This window comes from Hominisplanchenecus murintestinalis (genome assembly GCF_943193015.1).
Lineage (GTDB): Bacteria > Bacillota > Clostridia > Lachnospirales > Lachnospiraceae > Hominisplanchenecus_A > Hominisplanchenecus_A murintestinalis.
This window is the reverse complement of record NZ_CALPCM010000006.1, coordinates 13,667-29,829: the sequence shown is the minus strand read 5'-3', so window position 1 is coordinate 29,829 and position 16,163 is coordinate 13,667. Positions and strand designations below refer to the sequence as shown.

The window sequence follows — 16,163 nt, the reverse complement described above, 5'->3', positions numbered from 1 at the left end:
CCTCTTCTATTTTACAAAGCCTTCTTTGCATTCTTCGATTGCTTTTCTGAGGGTGCTTTCTGTCTCCTCTGAGATAACCTTTGTGCTCCTGATTGCCTCAGGAACTTCCGGATATTTCGTCTTTATATGCTCAAGGAGCGCTTCCTCGAAATCCTGGATTCTCTCTGTAGGGATATCTAACAGGAATTTCTGTGTAGCCGCATACAGGATAATAACCTGGAGCTCTACAGCCATAGGCTGGTACTGCGGCTGCTTTAAGACTTCTCTCAATCTTTCACCCTGTGCCAGCTTCTCTTTCGTGTCATCATCCAGCTCAGAACCAAACTGGGAGAATGCCGCCAGCTCACGGTACTGCGCCAGCTCCACACGGATAGGCGCCGCGATTTTCTTCATCGCCTTAATCTGCGCCGAACCTCCTACTCGCGACACGGAAAGTCCTGCGTTTACTGCCGGACGAAATCCTGCATTGAACATCTCAGTCTCCAGATATATCTGGCCGTCAGTGATGGAAATAACGTTTGTCGGAATATACGCCGACACATCTCCTGCCTGTGTCTCAATAATCGGCAGCGCCGTTAATGAGCCGCCGCCCAGTTCATCCGAAAGTCTTGCCGCACGCTCCAGAAGCCTGGAATGCAGGTAGAATACATCTCCCGGATAAGCCTCGCGTCCTGGCGGACGGCGGAGCAGTAAGGACAGGGTACGGTAAGCTGCCGCATGTTTGGTTAAATCGTCATAAATCACCAGCACGTCCTTGCCGGACTCCATCCATTCCTCTCCGATTGCGCAGCCCGAATAAGGCGCAATGTACTGCAGCGGCGCCAGCTCGCTGGCCGTAGAAGACACTACGGTCGTATAATCCATAGCGCCGTACTCTGTCAGGGTCTTTACGATATTCGCTACGGTTGACGCTTTCTGTCCAATCGCTACATAAATACAGTAAACTCCCTGACCCTTCTGATTTATAATCGTATCAATGGCAATCGCCGTCTTTCCTGTCTGCCTGTCTCCGATAATCAGCTCACGCTGTCCCCTTCCGATTGGAACCATAGCGTCAATCGCCTTGATACCTGTCTGAAGCGGGGTGTCTACAGACTTCCTGGTGATAACGCCGGGAGCCACCCTTTCAATCTTTCTGTGCCTGTCTGTGTGGATGGGTCCCTTTCCGTCAATCGGCATACCAAGCGCATTGACAACACGCCCAAGCATTCCGTCGCCGACCGGAACTTCCACCACGTTTCCTGTGGTCTTTACCGTATCGCCCTCGCTGATACCTGACGTATCACCAAGGAGCACGGCGCCTACATTATCTTCCTCCAGATTCAGCACCATGCCGTATATTTCTCCCGGAAATTCCAGAAGCTCTCCCTGCATGGCGTTTTCCAGCCCATGGATTCTGGCGATGCCGTCTGCCACCTGGATGACGGTTCCCACATCTGCCACGGATATTTCGGAGGAATAACGTTTAATCTGCTCTTTGATAACAGAGCTTATTTCCTCTGGTTTCAAATTCATGAGGCCCTTTCACCTTCTTTCCCTTCCTCTAATGAAATCTTCATCAGCTGGCTCGTAAGCTGCTCCAGCTTATATTTCAGACTGCTGTCCACCACCCTGTCTCCGATGCGGATCACCAGGCCTCCAATCAGGCATGCATCCACATTCCATGTGATTTCCAGCGCCTTATAACCTGTGGTTGCCAAAAGCTTCTCCTGAATCTTCTTTTTCTGATCCTCCCGAAGCTCTGCAGCCGACGTCACGGTTACGACGCCTATTTTTTTATATTCCTTTATCCGCGCCGTCAGATAGTCAAAAATGGCCGGAAGCTCCTTAAACCGTCCTTTCGACACAACTACCGCAAGAAACCCCGTCACATCATTGGAAACCCGCCCTTTAAAGCAGTTCTCAAGCAAATGCACCTTCTCTTCCCGGATGACTTTTGGATGCTCCATCAGAAGCTGCAGCTCCGTATTCTCCTCAAGAGCTTTACTCACTGCCGAAATCTCCTCCATCATCTCATCGGTGCGGTTTTCCTCCACGGCTATCTGAAAAAGCGCCTCACCGTATACCTTTGACGCTAACTTAGCCATGTCTCTTCACCTATCTCCTTCAGGGTTTCTTCCACCAGATTGTCCTGGAGCTGTGCGTCCACTGTCCGGTTCACAACTTTCTGTGCCATCAGCGCGGCCACTTTGATGATTTCTTTCTTCATATCATCTGCAGCGGCTTTCTTCTCCAGCTCTGCCTGTCTGTTTGCCCTTTCTATGATTCCGGATGCCTCTTTCTTAGCCTCATCAATAATCTTCGCTTCATTCTGCAAAGCTTTCTGCCTGGCCTCGCTCAAAATGGCTTCCGCCTCTTTCTCGATTTCCCTGATTTTCCCGTCATAATCCGCTTTCAGCGCCGCTGCTTCTTCTTTATCTTTCTTCGCTGAATCAATATCGTCTCTAATCTTATCCTGCCTCTTTTTCAAAAACTCCCTCGCCGGGTTAAACAATAGGTAGGACAGAAAAGTAAACATCACCAGCACGGAAATCATCAGCAGCACCGCATCATGGATTAACTGAGGGTCCAGGTTGAACAATCGTTCCAAGAGCCCGCCTCCTCTCTAAATAAATATGTCTCTTATATTCTCATGCTGCCCGCCATGCGGACATGGCTGCAGCTTAAAGCTTACCAAGCAGCGGATTTGCAAACAAGAGGATGAACGCGATAGCCAATCCATAAAGACCTGTGGTCTCTGCCACGGCCTGCCCAAGAAGCATGGTTGACATGATATCAGACTTTGCGCCCGGGTTCCTTCCCACTGCACTCGCACCGTATCCTGCCGCGATACCCTGTCCGATACCAGGACCGATACCTGCAATCATTGCCAGGCCTGCGCCGATAGCGGAACATGCTAAAATTAAACCTTCATTTGTTATTCCTTCCATAATCAGAATCCTCCTAAATCTTTTTGTTATGTTTTTGTTTACGCCTTTTCCTCTGGCAGCTTATCCGTAACGTAAACCATCGTCAGCATACAGAATACATACGTTTGGATGGCGCCGGAAAAAGCATCAAAATAAATATGCAGGAATCCCGGCCAGCCGATAGCAAATCGGGAAAGCAGGGAATAAATCAGCGACATCATGACCGTTCCTGACAATACGTTTCCGAAAAGCCTCAAAGACAGAGAAAACGGAACCGCAATTTCGCCAATCAGGTTGATAGGGAACAGAAACGGCAGCGGCTGGAACAGCCCCGTGAACGCTCTATGCTTATTATACTTGACATTATTGTACTGGATGATTGCAAAGGTCATAAGGCCCAGAGGCAGCGTCACGCCATAATCGGCGGTAGGCGCCCGAAGCCCAAACAGCCCTGAGATATTGCTCACAAAGATAAACAGGAAAATGGAACCGATATAGTTCATGAATTTCCCGGCATTTCTTCCCATGCTGCTCTGCACCATCTTATCAAGCATTTCCACAATCAGCTCCACGATATTCTGAAATCCTCCGGGAACCTCAGAGCCATGACGCATCTTCCTGTTCGCCGCTATGGCAAAGCCCAGAAGAATCAGCATGACAATCAGGATGCTGACATGTGTGGTGGTAATCCAGAATTCCTGACCAAACAGCTTATATTTAAACAAACCGTGAATCATGAAATCCACATCACCTTTTGCAGCTAATAACACACTCTCACCTCTCTTTCGCTTCCTTTTTATGAATCAGCCTGTGCAGTACAGGCTGGAAATATGCCCCAAACTTCAATGTGAACAACCCTGCAAATACAGCTATCGGGCTCCCCAGACGCAGCAGATATGCCACGCCAAAAAGAACCAGCACCATTCCCATCCGAAGCACGGACATTTTCTGCATGTAGCTCTTCGCATCTGTCTCCGTACGCTCAAGCGATTGCTCAATGCTATAGTTCATGTGAATCGCCAGAAGCGCAGATGCTGCGACACCTAGTAAAAGCCCCTGCGAAAACCCCCACTTATCAGAAATAAACCAAATGAAAATCATCCATATGGCAGCTCCGAAAATCAGGATGCCTAGCAGAAGCTCCTTCACCACTGTGTTCAGCCGTTTGATGGAATCCCTAATCATGCTTTTTTCCTCCTTCTTGCCTTATCATGCCCTGCAGAAGAATCCAGGTGTTTCTTCCACCTGCGAGGATTCCCAATATCAGCAGCATCGGCACTGTGCTCCAGCCAGACTTCTCATCCAGCCAGGCGCCAAGAAAGACACACAAAACAATGGGAGCCAGCATACTGATTCCAACCTGGGTAACCATTGCCAAATACTTCATGACATCCTTATCCGGTCTCATATGCTGCCTCCTTTCACATGAACTTTAGGAATATATTATCTCATTTTCCTCAAATTGTCTAGCTGTTTTTCTTTCAGATTTACTCCGGTCTCTTAGATTTCTCCCCCTGCTGCGTCTCCCCCCAGAGCTCCCGTACACACTCCAGAACAATAAGAAGGCTTACAGGTCCGAGAATTACCCCAGAAACACCGAAAATATACAGCCCGGCATAAACTACCAGCGCGATAACAATGGGATACATCCCCATTTTATCCCCTAAAAGTTTCGGTTCCAGGTATTCTCTGGTAGTATTTGCCACCAAAAAGAGAGTGAAATACGCTGCCGCATGGAAAAAGTCGCTGCGCAGCACACAGAGCAGCGCCCAGGGTATGAAAATAGTTCCGGTTCCGATAAACGGCAGCACGTCAAGAATCCCAATCAGGATACCCGCCAGCAGCGCATACGGATTCCCCAGCATCCAAAGTCCCGCCACACAGATTACCGTAACCACCAGCATAATAATCATCTGTGCTTTCAGGTAAGCGCCTCCCAGTTTCCACAGACGCTCAAAAATATTCACCATCCTCTGGTAGCCCCGGCAGCCCTGGAGTTTATCACGGATAGCGTCATAGTCCTTGATAATAAGAAGCACTGCGACAAAAATCAGGAAAAAAATCCCCAATATTTTCAGGAACCCCATAACATACTCAATCGAATACTGTACCAGCCCCGGAACTGCATAATTTTGGATATGCTCCTGCGCCCTGTCCATGTTCTGCTCCAAAAACAGCATCACTTCGCCGCCGTCCACCCCAAACGCACTTTCCACTTGCCGGCAGCAGCTCCACGCAATCTCGTTTACCTGTGTTTTGTAATACTCAAGATGCGCTACTACACCGCGTATCTGCTCACAAATCCGCGTCCCCAAAAACCATCCTGCCGCCAAAACCGCGGCTGTTCCCGCCAGAAGGATTCCCAGCGTAATCAGCCCTTTATTCACAGGCATTTTCTTTTCCATCCTGTCAGCAAGCGGATAAATCCACCGTGCCAGTAAAAATGCAATAAGAAAGGGAGCTACCGCCGGCAGCAAATATTTCATACTAAGATACACCGCCAGGGTAATTCCCGTTATTCCCAAAATCTTCTTCGCTTTATCCGTCATACTAATTTTCCCCGTTTCTCTGGTGTGATTGGGTTTAGTATGTGCGAATCTCTTTTTGTCATTCAGTTAAATTTTTGCATTCATCCGTCTTCTCCGGAAAGCTTTCGAATTTTTTAAAAATGGCGCCCTCAGGCTTTCCTTCAAAACATATTTCTTTTTTTAAGACCGGATGCTCAAAAGACAGCCTGTGCGCCGCCAGCGCCACATATTTTTCTGTCTGCCCTGCATCGGAAAGATTATACTTCCTGTCTCCGGCCAGCGGCATTCCAGCTCCCGTCATCTGGACGCGTATCTGGTGATGCCGCCCTGTCAGCAAATCTATCTCTGCAAGGGCATATCCCGGCGTCTCTGCTATAATACGGTATCTCAGTTCTGCACGTTTCGCACCTTTTGTTCCTTCCGGCACAATAGAGGAAGTATTTGTCCTGCCGTCTTTCAGCAGATAATCCACAAGCGCCCCTTGTTTTTTCATTGGTTTTCCACAAGTCACTGCAAGATACTGTTTCTTCATCCTCCCGTCGGTAATCTGGCGGCTCAGCCCTGCCGCCGCCATTTTCGTCTTAGCAAACACCATCACGCCCTGCACGGGCTGGTCAAGCCGATGCACCAGACCGATATAAGTATCGCCCTCTTTCCCGTTCCGATAATTTCTCAGGATACTCACCATATCCTTTTGCCCGACTTTTCCGCTTTGTACCGGAACGCCCGCAGGCTTCCTGCACACCAGAAGCTGCCCGTCTTCATATAAAATATCTATTTCCATAGAATCTCCTACATCTTAAACCGATACCCTACTCCCCAGATTGTCTCTATATACTGAGGCTTCGCGGTATTAAACTCTATTTTCTCCCGAATCTTCTTAATATGCACCGTTACCGTGGCAATGTCGCCGATGGACTCCATATCCCAAATCTCTGAGAACAGCTCTTCCTTAGTAAACACATGATTTGGATTCTCCGCCAAAAAGGTAAGCAAGTCAAACTCTTTTGTAGTAAATGTCTTTTCCTCCGCATTAATCCACACTCTCCGGGCAGTCTTATCAATCTTCAGTCCCCGGATCTCTATGATATCGTTCTGCGGCATATTGCTGCTCACCAGACGGTCATAGCGGGCCATATGGGCTTTTACCCTCGCCACCATCTCGCTGGGGCTGAACGGCTTCGTCATATAATCATCTGCCCCAAGCCCCAGCCCGCGGATCTTATCAATATCATCTTTTTTCGCGGAAACCATCAGAATCGGCGTATTTTTGTGATTCCGGATTTCCTTACATATTTCAAATCCATCCATTTCCGGCAGCATCAAATCCAAAATAAACAAATCAAAATCCTCTGACAACGCCCGCTTGAGTCCCACATCTCCCTGGTTTTCAATCTCCACCTCAAATCCGCTCAGCTCCAAATAGTCCTTTTCCAGATTTGCGATGCTCTCTTCGTCTTCTATAATAAGTATCCTACTCATTGACTGGTACCTCCTGATATTTCCTCAAAACAAAGAACATAATCGTCCCCGCCCCCAGTTTACTGCTTGCCCAGATTTTACCGCCATGATCGTCTATAATCTTCTTTACAATCGAAAGCCCGATGCCGCTGCCTCCCTGTGAAGAGTTCCTGGAGGCGTCTGTCCGGTAAAACCTGTCAAAAATCATCGGCAGATCCTTTGCCGCGATTCCTTTCCCATTATCCTCAATCTCTATCTGGATAAAATCTCCCACATCTTTTACCCGGATACTGATATATCCTTTGGGCTTGTCCAGATATTTCACGGAATTTCCTATAATATTACTGATGACGCGTGAAATCTGCTCCGCATCCGCAATTACCTGCACATCCTTATCTACATAATTAAAATACGACAGCTCAATGCCCTCTGCCTCCAGTTCTACCCCCAAATCTTCCACGCAGTCCCCGAAATAATCAATCACATTTATTTTGCTGAACGTATAAGGGATGCGGTTTGTATCAATTTTTGAGTAGAACGTCAGCTCATTAATCAGGCGGTCCATCTCATTTGCCTTATTATATATAGTTCGGATGTATTTATCCATCTTCTCCGGCGTATTCGCCACACCGTCCATGATTCCCTCCACATAACCTTTCACAGCGGTAATCGGCGTTTTCAAATCATGGGAAATGTTGCTTATCAGCTCTTTATTTTCCTTGTCATATTCTACCTTCTGTACCGAAGTCTCTTTCAGCCTCTGCCGCATCTCTTCAAAGTCACGGCACAGCTCACTAATCTCATCCTCGCCTTCCACATCCAGCACAAAATCCAGGTTTCCATCCTTAATATTCTGGGTCGCCGCTTTCAATTTCTTCAAGGGAGCATTGATGCCGCCGTAAATCCACGCCATAAGCAGCAAAGCCGTAAGAATAAGGATAAAAACAATCGCCACAAGCATATCACGCACAAAAGATTTCACCTGGGGCATCATCGCATCCACCCCGGTTATGATAAATACACTTCCCTGGCTGCCGTCCGAAAAACGCAAATCTATCTGTTTCACGAAGGACTTCACGTCCCTCCCGATATACATGCCGCTATCCGATGCCTGAGTGTAATCCCCATATCCCGGAAGTTCCCGAAACAGCTTCGTAATGTTCCCGTTACTTCCCGAATAGTAGAGCACACCCTCCCGGCGCACAATCAGATAGGAATACCGCTCCCTGAGCCTGTCATTCAGCCCTGCCAGGTACTCTGTATCTAAAAAAACATCCGCATTCCCGTTTGCATCGCCCCTCATCTCTTCAAATATGCTCTGTGTGAACTTGCTCACTATCTGAAGTGAATTTGAAAGAGTTTCATATGTCACTTCATCAATATCATAGCTTTCCTCAATGGAGCGCATCTGATAATTCCCAAACCCGACAAATGCCAGCCCCGCCATGAGTACAGGAACGAGAATGATAATAAAAAAAGCTATTGTCAGCCTTGTCTTTAGTCTCATAAACTGCCTCCAAAGTCGTTATGTTTTATCATACCACACTCGGGCGCATATTTCACCAAAACAAAGCAGATGGAATCTAAACTTTTTATAAACAGAAAATTACGGTTTGCAAATCCCCCTTGACACCCGGCGCAATCCGATATATCGTATATGTATAAACCTGTCCGTGTACGGACAGGCGTGGATTTTTGGTATTTATATACTTTTTCGCCACACAGCTATCCTGTACGGATACTTGTGTGGCTCTTTTTATGGAAAAGAAAAAGGTTGGAAGCGGACTTCCAACTCTACTAACGCGGCGCAATGCGTGCGCCGGGAAAGAGGAAAATATGGAACAGACATTTATGAAAGAAAGACCAATACTGCCGCTGGTGCTCTCCATGTCGCTGCCAATGATTTTATCTATGATGGTTACTTCTCTGTACAATATCATCGACAGCTACTTTGTGGCAAAAATCAGCGAGGACGCTATGACTGCGCTCTCTCTTGTATTTCCCGTGCAGAACCTGATCAACGCGGTCACTATTGGATTCTCCATCGGAATCAATGCCGTGATTTCTTATCATCTGGGCGCGCTGGAGCAGGAACATGCCGATAACGCCGCTGCGCTCGGCCTGCTGCTAAACACTCTCCACGGAATTATCCTGACCTTTGCCTGCATCGGAATGATGCCGTTTTTCCTGGAAATGTTTACGGAAAACGAAAAAATTGTTGATTTGGGCGTCCGCTATTCCCGGATTGCCTTTGGCTTTGCGGTTATTATTTCCCTGGGAATGGCTTTTGAAAAAATCTTCCAGGCCGTAGGAAAGATGTCTTTCACAATGTTCAGTATGATGTGCGGATGTATTTCCAATATTCTTCTGGATCCTGTTCTGATTTTCGGCCTGGGGCCGTTTCCCCGGATGGGAATCGAAGGAGCGGCTCTGGCTACGGGAATCGGGCAGACAATCAGCCTGGTCATTTACCTTGTGATTTATCTGATAAAGCCTCTTCCTGTACGGCTCAGGTTCCGCCGCCTGAATTTCCAGAGAAATATGGTTCTGAAACTCTACGCCATTGGCATCCCGGCCACGCTGAACATGGCGCTGCCCTCCCTGCTGATTTCGGCGCTGAATGTCATACTCTCTGCCTACTCTCAGGCTTACGTAACGGTTCTTGGAATCTACTATAAGCTGCAGACCTTCCTTTATCTGCCTGCGAACGGAATCGTCCAGGGAATGCGCCCTCTGGTGGGCTATAACTATGGAGCGTCCGAACATCGGCGCGTTCAGAAAATTTACCGGGTCGCGCTCCTTTTAGCCGTGGGGATTATGGTCTTGGGAACTGTTCTTTGCCAGGCGATTCCCTCTGAGCTTATCAGCCTGTTTACCTCCGGCAGTGAAACCATCTCTGCCGGAACCTCTGCCCTGCGTATCATCAGCATCGGCTTCCTTGCCTCCACGGTTTCCGTGATTTCTTCCGGCGCTCTGGAAGGGCTCGGTATGGGGCTGCCTTCTCTGATGATTTCGCTGCTCCGGTATGTCCTTATTACCATTCCGGCTGCTTTTCTTCTAAGCCGTTTCCTGGGCGCGTCCGGCGTTTGGCATGGGTTTTGGATTTCTGAGCTGCTTACTGCCGCCATTGCATACGTTATTTATCACAGGGCAGTGCGGCGGCAGGCGTAAGCCTGTTCTTTTCCGCCTTCTTTTTCTCACGCAGCTCCCGGAAGAAGCCGCTCAGCATCCGGCTGCACTCTTCTTCCATCACGCCCCGGCGCACGTTCACCTGATGGTTAAACCCTTCCATTTCAAGGATGTTAAGCACTGACCCGGCACAGCCCGCCTTGGGATTCATGCTTCCGATTACCGCCTCTGTCACCCGCGCCTGAACCATCGCCCCGGCGCACATCTGGCACGGTTCCAGGGTAATGTACATGGTACAGCCCTCAAGCCTCCAGTCCCCAAGCTTCCTGCTCGCTTTTTTTATAGCAATCAGCTCGGCATGAGAAAGGGTATTTTTATCCGTGTTCCTGCGGTTATAGCCCCTGGCAATGATTTTCCCCTCATATACAATCACGCACCCGATGGGCACTTCATCCAGGGCATACGCTTTTTTTGCCTGGCGGATGGCTTCTCTCATAAACTTTTCGTCTGCCGTCATTTTCTGCCGTCCTGCATCTTCTGAAAGCCCTGCAGCGCCTCCGCCGCTTCCCGTATTTTTTCTTCGGAAGTACGCCAGATTTCAAATTCGCTGAGCGAAGGCAGTCCCATATTTACGCCTTCCTTCCGATATTCCATTTCACTCCCCAGCGTCACTTTGCCGGACATATGGTAGGAATGTGTTTTTACCTTCGGATACAGCTCCCGGATGGCGGACGCATCCACGCCGCTCCCTATCAGAATATCAATCCGCCCATCCGCCTGTTCTGCCAGCTCCGTCAAAAGCTTCTGCCCTGCCAGACAGCCATTTTCCTGTCCCGAAGTTAAAATTGTATCTATTCCCAGATCCACCGCCTCTTCCAGCGTCTTATATGGGTCGCTGCATACATCAAAAGCCCTGTGCAGGGTCACAGACATGTTTCCCGCTTCCTCCATAAGCGCCTTCATCTGCTCCAGGTTTAAAGTACCGTCCGGACGCAGGCATCCAATGACTACGCCATCCGCCCCCAGCTCCCGAAACAGCTTTACCTCTCCCCGGATAATCCGGAATTCATGCTCTGTATAGCAAAAATCCCCGAATCTTGGGCGGATAAGCGCATGAATTCTCAGTCCGCAATGCCTGCGCACCTCCTCATAAAGCGCCGGGCTTGGGGTCGTCCCCCCGATAATCAAATTTCCGCACAGTTCCAGGCGGTTTGCCCCGCCCCGTTCTGCTGCCATCGCAGATTCTACCGAATCAACACACGTTTCTAAAATATATCCTTCCATCAATGTTTCATCCTCCATCCTGCCAGATATTTATTCTTCAAGATACCGCCCGCCAGCTTTCCCCAGCCCAGGGGATAACCTTCGACACACACGAGCTGCCAGCCTTTCTCCCGGTTCACGGGCATATCGTCCACCGTAAGCGTTTCTCCTTTTAAGTAACGCCGCACTCTTTCATCATCCTGTGAAAAATCAAGGACAGACGCATACTCTTCTTTCCTGAGCGCCATAGCAAAAGCCTGTCCCGGCTCAAACCTGTCTTTTTTCAGCTCGCCGAGGTACAGCCCGTTGCGCAGAAAGTTAATTCCTTTCTGCTCCCCTGCGATCCCTGACAAAGCATACGCTTGATTTCCCCGCACTTCCATCTTGTCCAGAGTTATCTCCCCCGATACATCCAGGAAAAATTCTTCCAGAACCTTTCTTTCTGCTTTGGAAATCCGGGGTTTCACCGCTGCATCTTCTCTGGGCATCATTTCTCCGTCCTTTTTTAAGAGCGCCAGAAAATGACCTTCCCCTGCCATTCTGTGGGGCCAGATGCGGACGCATTTTTTAAGGTCAGTATTTCCGTCCGCCCATTCTGGACGCCCGGCAGCAAATCCGGCGTACCCTTCCATTTCTTCCAAATGCATATCCCCCCGCTCCCGCAGCAGATAAGCAATCACCTGCTCATTTTCTTCCGGCGAAAATGTACAGGTAGAGTAGAGCATCATTCCTCCCTGGCGCAGCATCCGCGCCGCCTGCAGAACTATATCTTTCTGAACTGCCGCACATGCCTGCGGCTTTCCCATATCCCATGCTTTTGCCACATCTCCGTCCTTACGGAACATTCCTTCCCCGGAACAGGGCGCGTCTACCAGCACTTTATCAAAAAACGCTTCAAACCTGCCTGAAATCCTGGCAGGAACTTCGTTTACCAAAAAGGAATTCGGGATTCCGAAGACCTCTACATTTTTCAGAAGCGCCTTTGCCCGGGATGCGCTGATGTCATTTGCCGTCAAAAGCCCGCTCCCTTTAAGCCGCGCCCCCAGCTCCGTAGCCTTCCCGCCCGGAGCCGCGCACAAATCAAGCACACGCTCCCCCGGCTCTACAGGCAGGCGGGATGCCGGCGTCATGGCGCTCGGTTCCTGCAGGTAATACAGCCCCGCATAGTAGAACGGATGCCTCGACGGCGCGTCCTGCTCCTCATAATAAAATCCGTTATCCACCCAGGGGATTTTTCTTAGATGAAACGGCGCTATCCTCACAAACTCTTCCGGGCTGATTTTCCCGGTATTCACCCGCAAACCGAAATTCCGCGGCTCTTCATAGCTTTTCCGAAAATCCTCAAACTCTTCTCCTAAAAGTTTTTTCATCTTATCTGCAAATTCAGTCGGTAAATACATACGCTTTTTCCTCTTCCTGCTATTCTACACTCTTTAAAGATTCCACCATATCAATCCGTTTCAGCTTAAAATACATGACAAAGTTTACAAATGCAGAGAATCCTACCGTAAACATGATTGCATAAAGAAAACTTGGCGGATTAATATTTCTGCCAAACATGCATACATCCACCTCTACCGTTAGAATGATGAACCTGTGCAGGATTTTTCCCAGGACGCATCCCAGCGCCGCCCCGAAAACGGTAAGCAGTATATTTTCCCGGTATACATAGGCGGCAACTTCCCCGTCATAAAACCCAAGCACCTTAATGGTAGCCAGCTCCCGCTTCCTTTCATTGATATTGATGTTGTTCAGGTTATAAAGTACCACGAAAGCCAGCATCCCCGCAGAAGCTATCAGCACCACAATGACAATATCCAGGCTGCCCAGCATATCGTCCAGCCTTTCCTGAAAGCTGGCGGTATAGGTAATCCCAAGAACCGCGTCATATGTCAGCGCCTTCTGCCCAATCTGCTCCACGTATGCTTCTTTTGATTCTCCCTCCGGCTCTCCAACCGCGTATACCACTGTATCAAACTCCGCGCTGCTGCCCGTCAGCTCCTTGTAAAGCCCCGGCGTCATATATGCATAATGGTACATATAGTTTTCACAGATTGCGGTAACCTTTACTTCACATGGCTCATTCTCTTCCAGTTCCATAGAAACTGTGTCGCCTTCGGAAATCCCCAGCATCTTCGCGGTCTTTTCCGATATCACGATGCCTTCATCCGACAGAGCATACGCTTCCTTTGTCTCCCTGTCCTGCAATTTAACAAATTCCGGAAACTTCTCTGTGTCCTCCGGCACCACAAGGTAAAGCTCCCGGCTCTTTCCATTCTTTCTGGCCGGAAGTTTTTTCATATACCAGTTGTCATAGCAGCTTACCCCCGACTCCTTTTCCAAAAATCCGTAAAATTCCTCCTTTTCTTTATCATCCGCATCTTCGTCCAAAAGCGCCATCGCGTCATACGTCTGAAGCTGCCCATACTGGATAACCGCCACATCCATAATCGAATCGCGCAGGCCATAGCCTACCAGCAGAAGAGCCATGCAGCCGCCGATTCCGAAAATCGTCATGAAAAACCGTTTTTTATACCGAAACAGATTCCTCACCGTAGACTTCCAGGTGAATCCCAGGTTCCGCCAGATAAAACCGACTCTCTCCAAAAGCACCCGTTTCCCCTGTTTTGGCGCGGGCGGACGCATCAGCACCGCCGGCGCTGACGCCAATTCTCTATAACATGCAGATAACGTAGCCAGAAGAGTACACAGAACGGCAGCTCCCGATGCCAGCAAAGCATATGTCATGTTGTATGGAATCGGCGGCACCGGTATGTAATGATACATAATTCCGTATGCATGAAGGATAATGAACGGCAATACCTTCTCCCCCAGCAGTACGCCGAAAATACTTCCGCCAACCGTAGCCAGCAGCGCATAACCCACATATTTCCCTGCAATAGAAAACTTTCCGTACCCCAAAGCTTTCAGCGTCCCAATCTGCGTCCTCTGCTCCTCCACCATACGCGTCATAGTCGTAAGGCTGATAAGCGCCGCCACCAGAAAGAACAGCACCGGGAATACTTCGCCGATGTTCCGCATACGGTCGGCATTTTCCCCATATCCCGTATACGCCGTCAAATCATCCCTGTCATGTATATACCATTTCGGCGCCTTCAGGGCGTCAATATCCTTTTGGGCGTCCTCCAGCTTCTTCTCTCCGTCGGCGATTTTCTCTTCCGCTTCTTTTTTGGCGTCCCTGTATTTCTGCCTGCCTTCTTCTAAATCCTTCTCATGCCCAGCGATTTCTTCCTCTGCGTCTTTGATTTCCTGTTCGCCGTCTGCAATCTTCTTCCAGCCCTCGGAAATCTGCGCCGCCCCGGAGTCCGCCTGTGCCTGTGCGTCACGCAGTTTCGCCTCCTGCGATTCGATTTCTTTCCACGCGTCCTGAATCTGGGCTTCTCCCTTTGCAAGCTCTTTCTTCGCCGCCTCCAGCTTTGCTTCCTGAGAGCTGATTTCTTTCTTGCCCTTTTTCAGCTCTTTTTCACCTTTCGCCAGCTCCTTTTCGCCCTGGGATATGCTCTGCCCGGCTGCCTCGAGCTGTGCCATCTGTGCCGCTGCCGCCTGCTGCCTGAGCGCCGCCTCCTCAGAACTCATAAGCCCCGCTGCCACTGCTGACCGGATTTCCTGCGCCGCTTTTTCTGCTGCTGCTTTTCCCGCCTCGTACTGTGCCTTTCCGTCTGCCAGTTCCTTTTTCTTCTGTTTCAGCGTCTTTTCGTTTTCTGTTACGGTTTTCTTCGCCTGCTTAATCTGCTTTTCACCGCTCTTTATCTCTTTCTCGGCCTTTTTCTTCTGCTCCTTAAAAGACTTCTCCTGCTTTGTCAGTTCCGTCTTTCCATCTGCCAGTTTCGCGCGTCCGTCCTGAATCTGCCGCCGCGCGTCCTCAAGCTCCCTCTGGCGCTTCTGCAGCTCTTTCTTTCCGTCCTCCAGCTCTTTCCCGGCATCCTCCAGCTCTTTTTTCCCATCTTCCAGCTTCTTCCCGGCATCATCAATCTCTGCCTTGGCATCCGCCAGTTTTTCCTCCGCTTCTGCTTTCTTTTCCGCAAGCTCTGTCCTCGCGTCAGAAATCTTCTCGTCAGCCTCCGCCTTAACTTCCTGATAGCGCGCCTTGCAGCGGCTGTCTTTCACAGCCTCTATCTCATCCACCGCGCGGGACACTGCGTCACTGTAGCCGTCTGTATAGGCTGTTTCCTTCTTTGCCCCCTCCGCTGTCAAATATACTTCCGTATAAACATCCAAATCAAAATTTTCAGGAGTAATATAAGCAAATGCTAAAATTTCCCCGCTCCCCAGCGTGGTGCTCCCCCTCTCAAACGAAATGTATTTAGGGCTGCTCGCCAGACCCGTAATCTTGTATGTATGTGTTACCAGCACGGCGTCTGCATCCTCGCCCGGCTCCTCCTCTACCGCAAGCACATCCCCCGTCTGGAATCCATTCTTTTCTGCATAGAGTGCGTCCAGCAGGCATTCCCCGGTGCGCTCGGGCATTTTTCCGTCCAGTACTTCTACCTGGTTCAGCGTGGGCAGAAGCGCCTCCATATGAATCACGTCATTTTCTCCCATCCCCTTACAGAGCACATCCGCCGCATACCCCGGTTCTGCTTTTTCAATGCTGTCCAGGCTCTCCAGCGCCGCCACGTCCTCTTTCGTAATTCCAAGCGTACCCATGACCCGGATATCCATCAGCTCTCTCTCATCAAAATATTTGTCTCCCGCATACCGCATATCCGGCGCCGTAGCCTGGATGCCGGAATAAAACGCTACTCCCAGAGCCACAATCAAAAAAATAGACAGAAAGCGCCCAAAGTTCCGTCGGATTTCCATGTAAAAATCTTTTCTAAGTGCCCGTTTTCTCATCTTGTCCTCTCATACC

The 16,163-nt window shown here is 49.5% G+C and carries 16 protein-coding genes; 1 reads left to right on the top strand and 15 read right to left on the bottom strand.

The features are described from left to right. Positions 1-6: 6 nt before the first annotated feature. From atpA to NFR99_RS03805, 11 genes are all read right to left on the bottom strand, one after another. Positions 7-1,515: a F0F1 ATP synthase subunit alpha gene (atpA, locus tag NFR99_RS03855; RefSeq protein ID WP_120483128.1), complete on the bottom strand. Its 1,509-nt coding sequence runs from the start codon at positions 1,513-1,515 to the stop codon at positions 7-9. Further along, positions 1,512-2,087, bottom strand: coding sequence for an ATP synthase F1 subunit delta (gene atpH, locus NFR99_RS03850; protein WP_120483130.1), 576 nt, complete (start codon positions 2,085-2,087; stop codon positions 1,512-1,514). The genes atpA and atpH overlap by 4 nt, the downstream gene beginning before the upstream one ends. Beyond that, positions 2,075-2,590, bottom strand: a complete 516-nt coding sequence (gene atpF / locus NFR99_RS03845; RefSeq protein ID WP_120483132.1) for a F0F1 ATP synthase subunit B — start codon at positions 2,588-2,590, stop codon at positions 2,075-2,077. Before atpF ends, atpH begins: the two co-directional genes overlap by 13 nt. A 73-nt stretch (positions 2,591-2,663) precedes the next feature. Beyond that, the gene (atpE, locus tag NFR99_RS03840) at positions 2,664-2,930 is read right to left on the bottom strand and encodes an ATP synthase F0 subunit C (RefSeq protein ID WP_120483134.1); all 267 of its coding nucleotides are present in this window, start codon (positions 2,928-2,930) and stop codon (positions 2,664-2,666) included. Between the two features lie 38 nt (positions 2,931-2,968). After that, a complete protein-coding gene (atpB, locus tag NFR99_RS03835; RefSeq protein WP_120483191.1) occupies positions 2,969-3,646 on the bottom strand; it encodes a F0F1 ATP synthase subunit A in 678 nt (225 codons plus the stop codon). 37 nt (positions 3,647-3,683) lie between these two features. After that, on the bottom strand, positions 3,684-4,094 hold the full coding sequence (locus tag NFR99_RS03830) for an ATP synthase subunit I (RefSeq protein ID WP_120483137.1): 411 nt from the start codon (positions 4,092-4,094) through the stop codon (positions 3,684-3,686). Further along, entirely contained in the window at positions 4,087-4,317 is a 231-nt protein-coding gene (locus NFR99_RS03825; RefSeq protein ID WP_120483138.1) for an AtpZ/AtpI family protein, read from the bottom strand. The genes NFR99_RS03830 and NFR99_RS03825 overlap by 8 nt, the downstream gene beginning before the upstream one ends. Positions 4,318-4,396: 79 nt before the next feature. Continuing rightward, positions 4,397-5,458 (bottom strand): AI-2E family transporter, encoded by a 1,062-nt coding sequence (locus tag NFR99_RS03820; protein WP_251352808.1) that lies wholly within the window; start codon positions 5,456-5,458, stop codon positions 4,397-4,399. A 58-nt stretch (positions 5,459-5,516) separates the two neighbouring features. Next, positions 5,517-6,221, bottom strand: a complete 705-nt coding sequence (locus tag NFR99_RS03815; protein WP_120483142.1) for an RluA family pseudouridine synthase — start codon at positions 6,219-6,221, stop codon at positions 5,517-5,519. Between the two features lie 8 nt (positions 6,222-6,229). Then, the gene (locus NFR99_RS03810) at positions 6,230-6,919 is read right to left on the bottom strand and encodes a response regulator transcription factor (protein ID WP_120483144.1); all 690 of its coding nucleotides are present in this window, start codon (positions 6,917-6,919) and stop codon (positions 6,230-6,232) included. Then, positions 6,912-8,405 (bottom strand): sensor histidine kinase, encoded by a 1,494-nt coding sequence (locus NFR99_RS03805; protein WP_120483146.1) that lies wholly within the window; start codon positions 8,403-8,405, stop codon positions 6,912-6,914. The genes NFR99_RS03810 and NFR99_RS03805 overlap by 8 nt, the downstream gene beginning before the upstream one ends. Before the next feature lie 329 nt (positions 8,406-8,734). Here NFR99_RS03805 and NFR99_RS03800 point away from each other — a divergent pair, with 329 nt between their 5' ends. Next, entirely contained in the window at positions 8,735-10,069 is a 1,335-nt protein-coding gene (locus NFR99_RS03800; RefSeq protein ID WP_120483148.1) for an MATE family efflux transporter, read from the top strand. On the opposite strand, the gene tadA is transcribed toward NFR99_RS03800, so the two are convergent. From tadA to NFR99_RS03780, 4 genes are read right to left on the bottom strand one after another with little or no spacing between them, the layout of a single operon-like run. Further along, entirely contained in the window at positions 10,035-10,544 is a 510-nt protein-coding gene (tadA, locus tag NFR99_RS03795; RefSeq protein WP_120483150.1) for a tRNA adenosine(34) deaminase TadA, read from the bottom strand. The genes NFR99_RS03800 and tadA overlap by 35 nt on opposite strands. Then, positions 10,541-11,311: a copper homeostasis protein CutC gene (locus NFR99_RS03790; RefSeq protein WP_120483152.1), complete on the bottom strand. Its 771-nt coding sequence runs from the start codon at positions 11,309-11,311 to the stop codon at positions 10,541-10,543. Before NFR99_RS03790 ends, tadA begins: the two co-directional genes overlap by 4 nt. Next, positions 11,311-12,690, bottom strand: a complete 1,380-nt coding sequence (locus tag NFR99_RS03785; RefSeq protein ID WP_251352806.1) for an RsmF rRNA methyltransferase first C-terminal domain-containing protein — start codon at positions 12,688-12,690, stop codon at positions 11,311-11,313. Before NFR99_RS03785 ends, NFR99_RS03790 begins: the two co-directional genes overlap by 1 nt. Before the next feature lie 19 nt (positions 12,691-12,709). Further along, positions 12,710-16,147 (bottom strand): FtsX-like permease family protein, encoded by a 3,438-nt coding sequence (locus NFR99_RS03780; protein WP_251352804.1) that lies wholly within the window; start codon positions 16,145-16,147, stop codon positions 12,710-12,712. Between the last annotated feature and the right edge of the window lie 16 nt (positions 16,148-16,163).

Bases quoted from the DNA above. Each gene is read 5' to 3' on its own strand.
- atpA (WP_120483128.1), bottom strand. From the start codon at position 1,515: ATGAATTTGAAACCAGAGGAAATAAGCTCTGTTATCAAAGAGCAGATT.
- atpH (WP_120483130.1), bottom strand. From the start codon at position 2,087: ATGGCTAAGTTAGCGTCAAAGGTATACGGTGAGGCGCTTTTTCAGATA.
- atpE (WP_120483134.1), bottom strand. From the start codon at position 2,930: ATGGAAGGAATAACAAATGAAGGTTTAATTTTAGCATGTTCCGCTATC.
- atpB (WP_120483191.1), bottom strand. From the start codon at position 3,646: ATGATTCACGGTTTGTTTAAATATAAGCTGTTTGGTCAGGAATTCTGG.
- NFR99_RS03830 (WP_120483137.1), bottom strand. From the start codon at position 4,094: ATGATTAGGGATTCCATCAAACGGCTGAACACAGTGGTGAAGGAGCTT.
- NFR99_RS03825 (WP_120483138.1), bottom strand. From the start codon at position 4,317: ATGAGACCGGATAAGGATGTCATGAAGTATTTGGCAATGGTTACCCAG.
- NFR99_RS03820 (WP_251352808.1), bottom strand. From the start codon at position 5,458: ATGACGGATAAAGCGAAGAAGATTTTGGGAATAACGGGAATTACCCTG.
- NFR99_RS03815 (WP_120483142.1), bottom strand. From the start codon at position 6,221: ATGGAAATAGATATTTTATATGAAGACGGGCAGCTTCTGGTGTGCAGG.
- NFR99_RS03810 (WP_120483144.1), bottom strand. From the start codon at position 6,919: ATGAGTAGGATACTTATTATAGAAGACGAAGAGAGCATCGCAAATCTG.
- NFR99_RS03805 (WP_120483146.1), bottom strand. From the start codon at position 8,405: ATGAGACTAAAGACAAGGCTGACAATAGCTTTTTTTATTATCATTCTC.
- NFR99_RS03800 (WP_120483148.1), top strand. From the start codon at position 8,735: ATGGAACAGACATTTATGAAAGAAAGACCAATACTGCCGCTGGTGCTC.
- tadA (WP_120483150.1), bottom strand. From the start codon at position 10,544: ATGACGGCAGACGAAAAGTTTATGAGAGAAGCCATCCGCCAGGCAAAA.
- NFR99_RS03790 (WP_120483152.1), bottom strand. From the start codon at position 11,311: ATGGAAGGATATATTTTAGAAACGTGTGTTGATTCGGTAGAATCTGCG.
- NFR99_RS03785 (WP_251352806.1), bottom strand. From the start codon at position 12,690: ATGTATTTACCGACTGAATTTGCAGATAAGATGAAAAAACTTTTAGGA.
- NFR99_RS03780 (WP_251352804.1), bottom strand. From the start codon at position 16,147: ATGAGAAAACGGGCACTTAGAAAAGATTTTTACATGGAAATCCGACGG.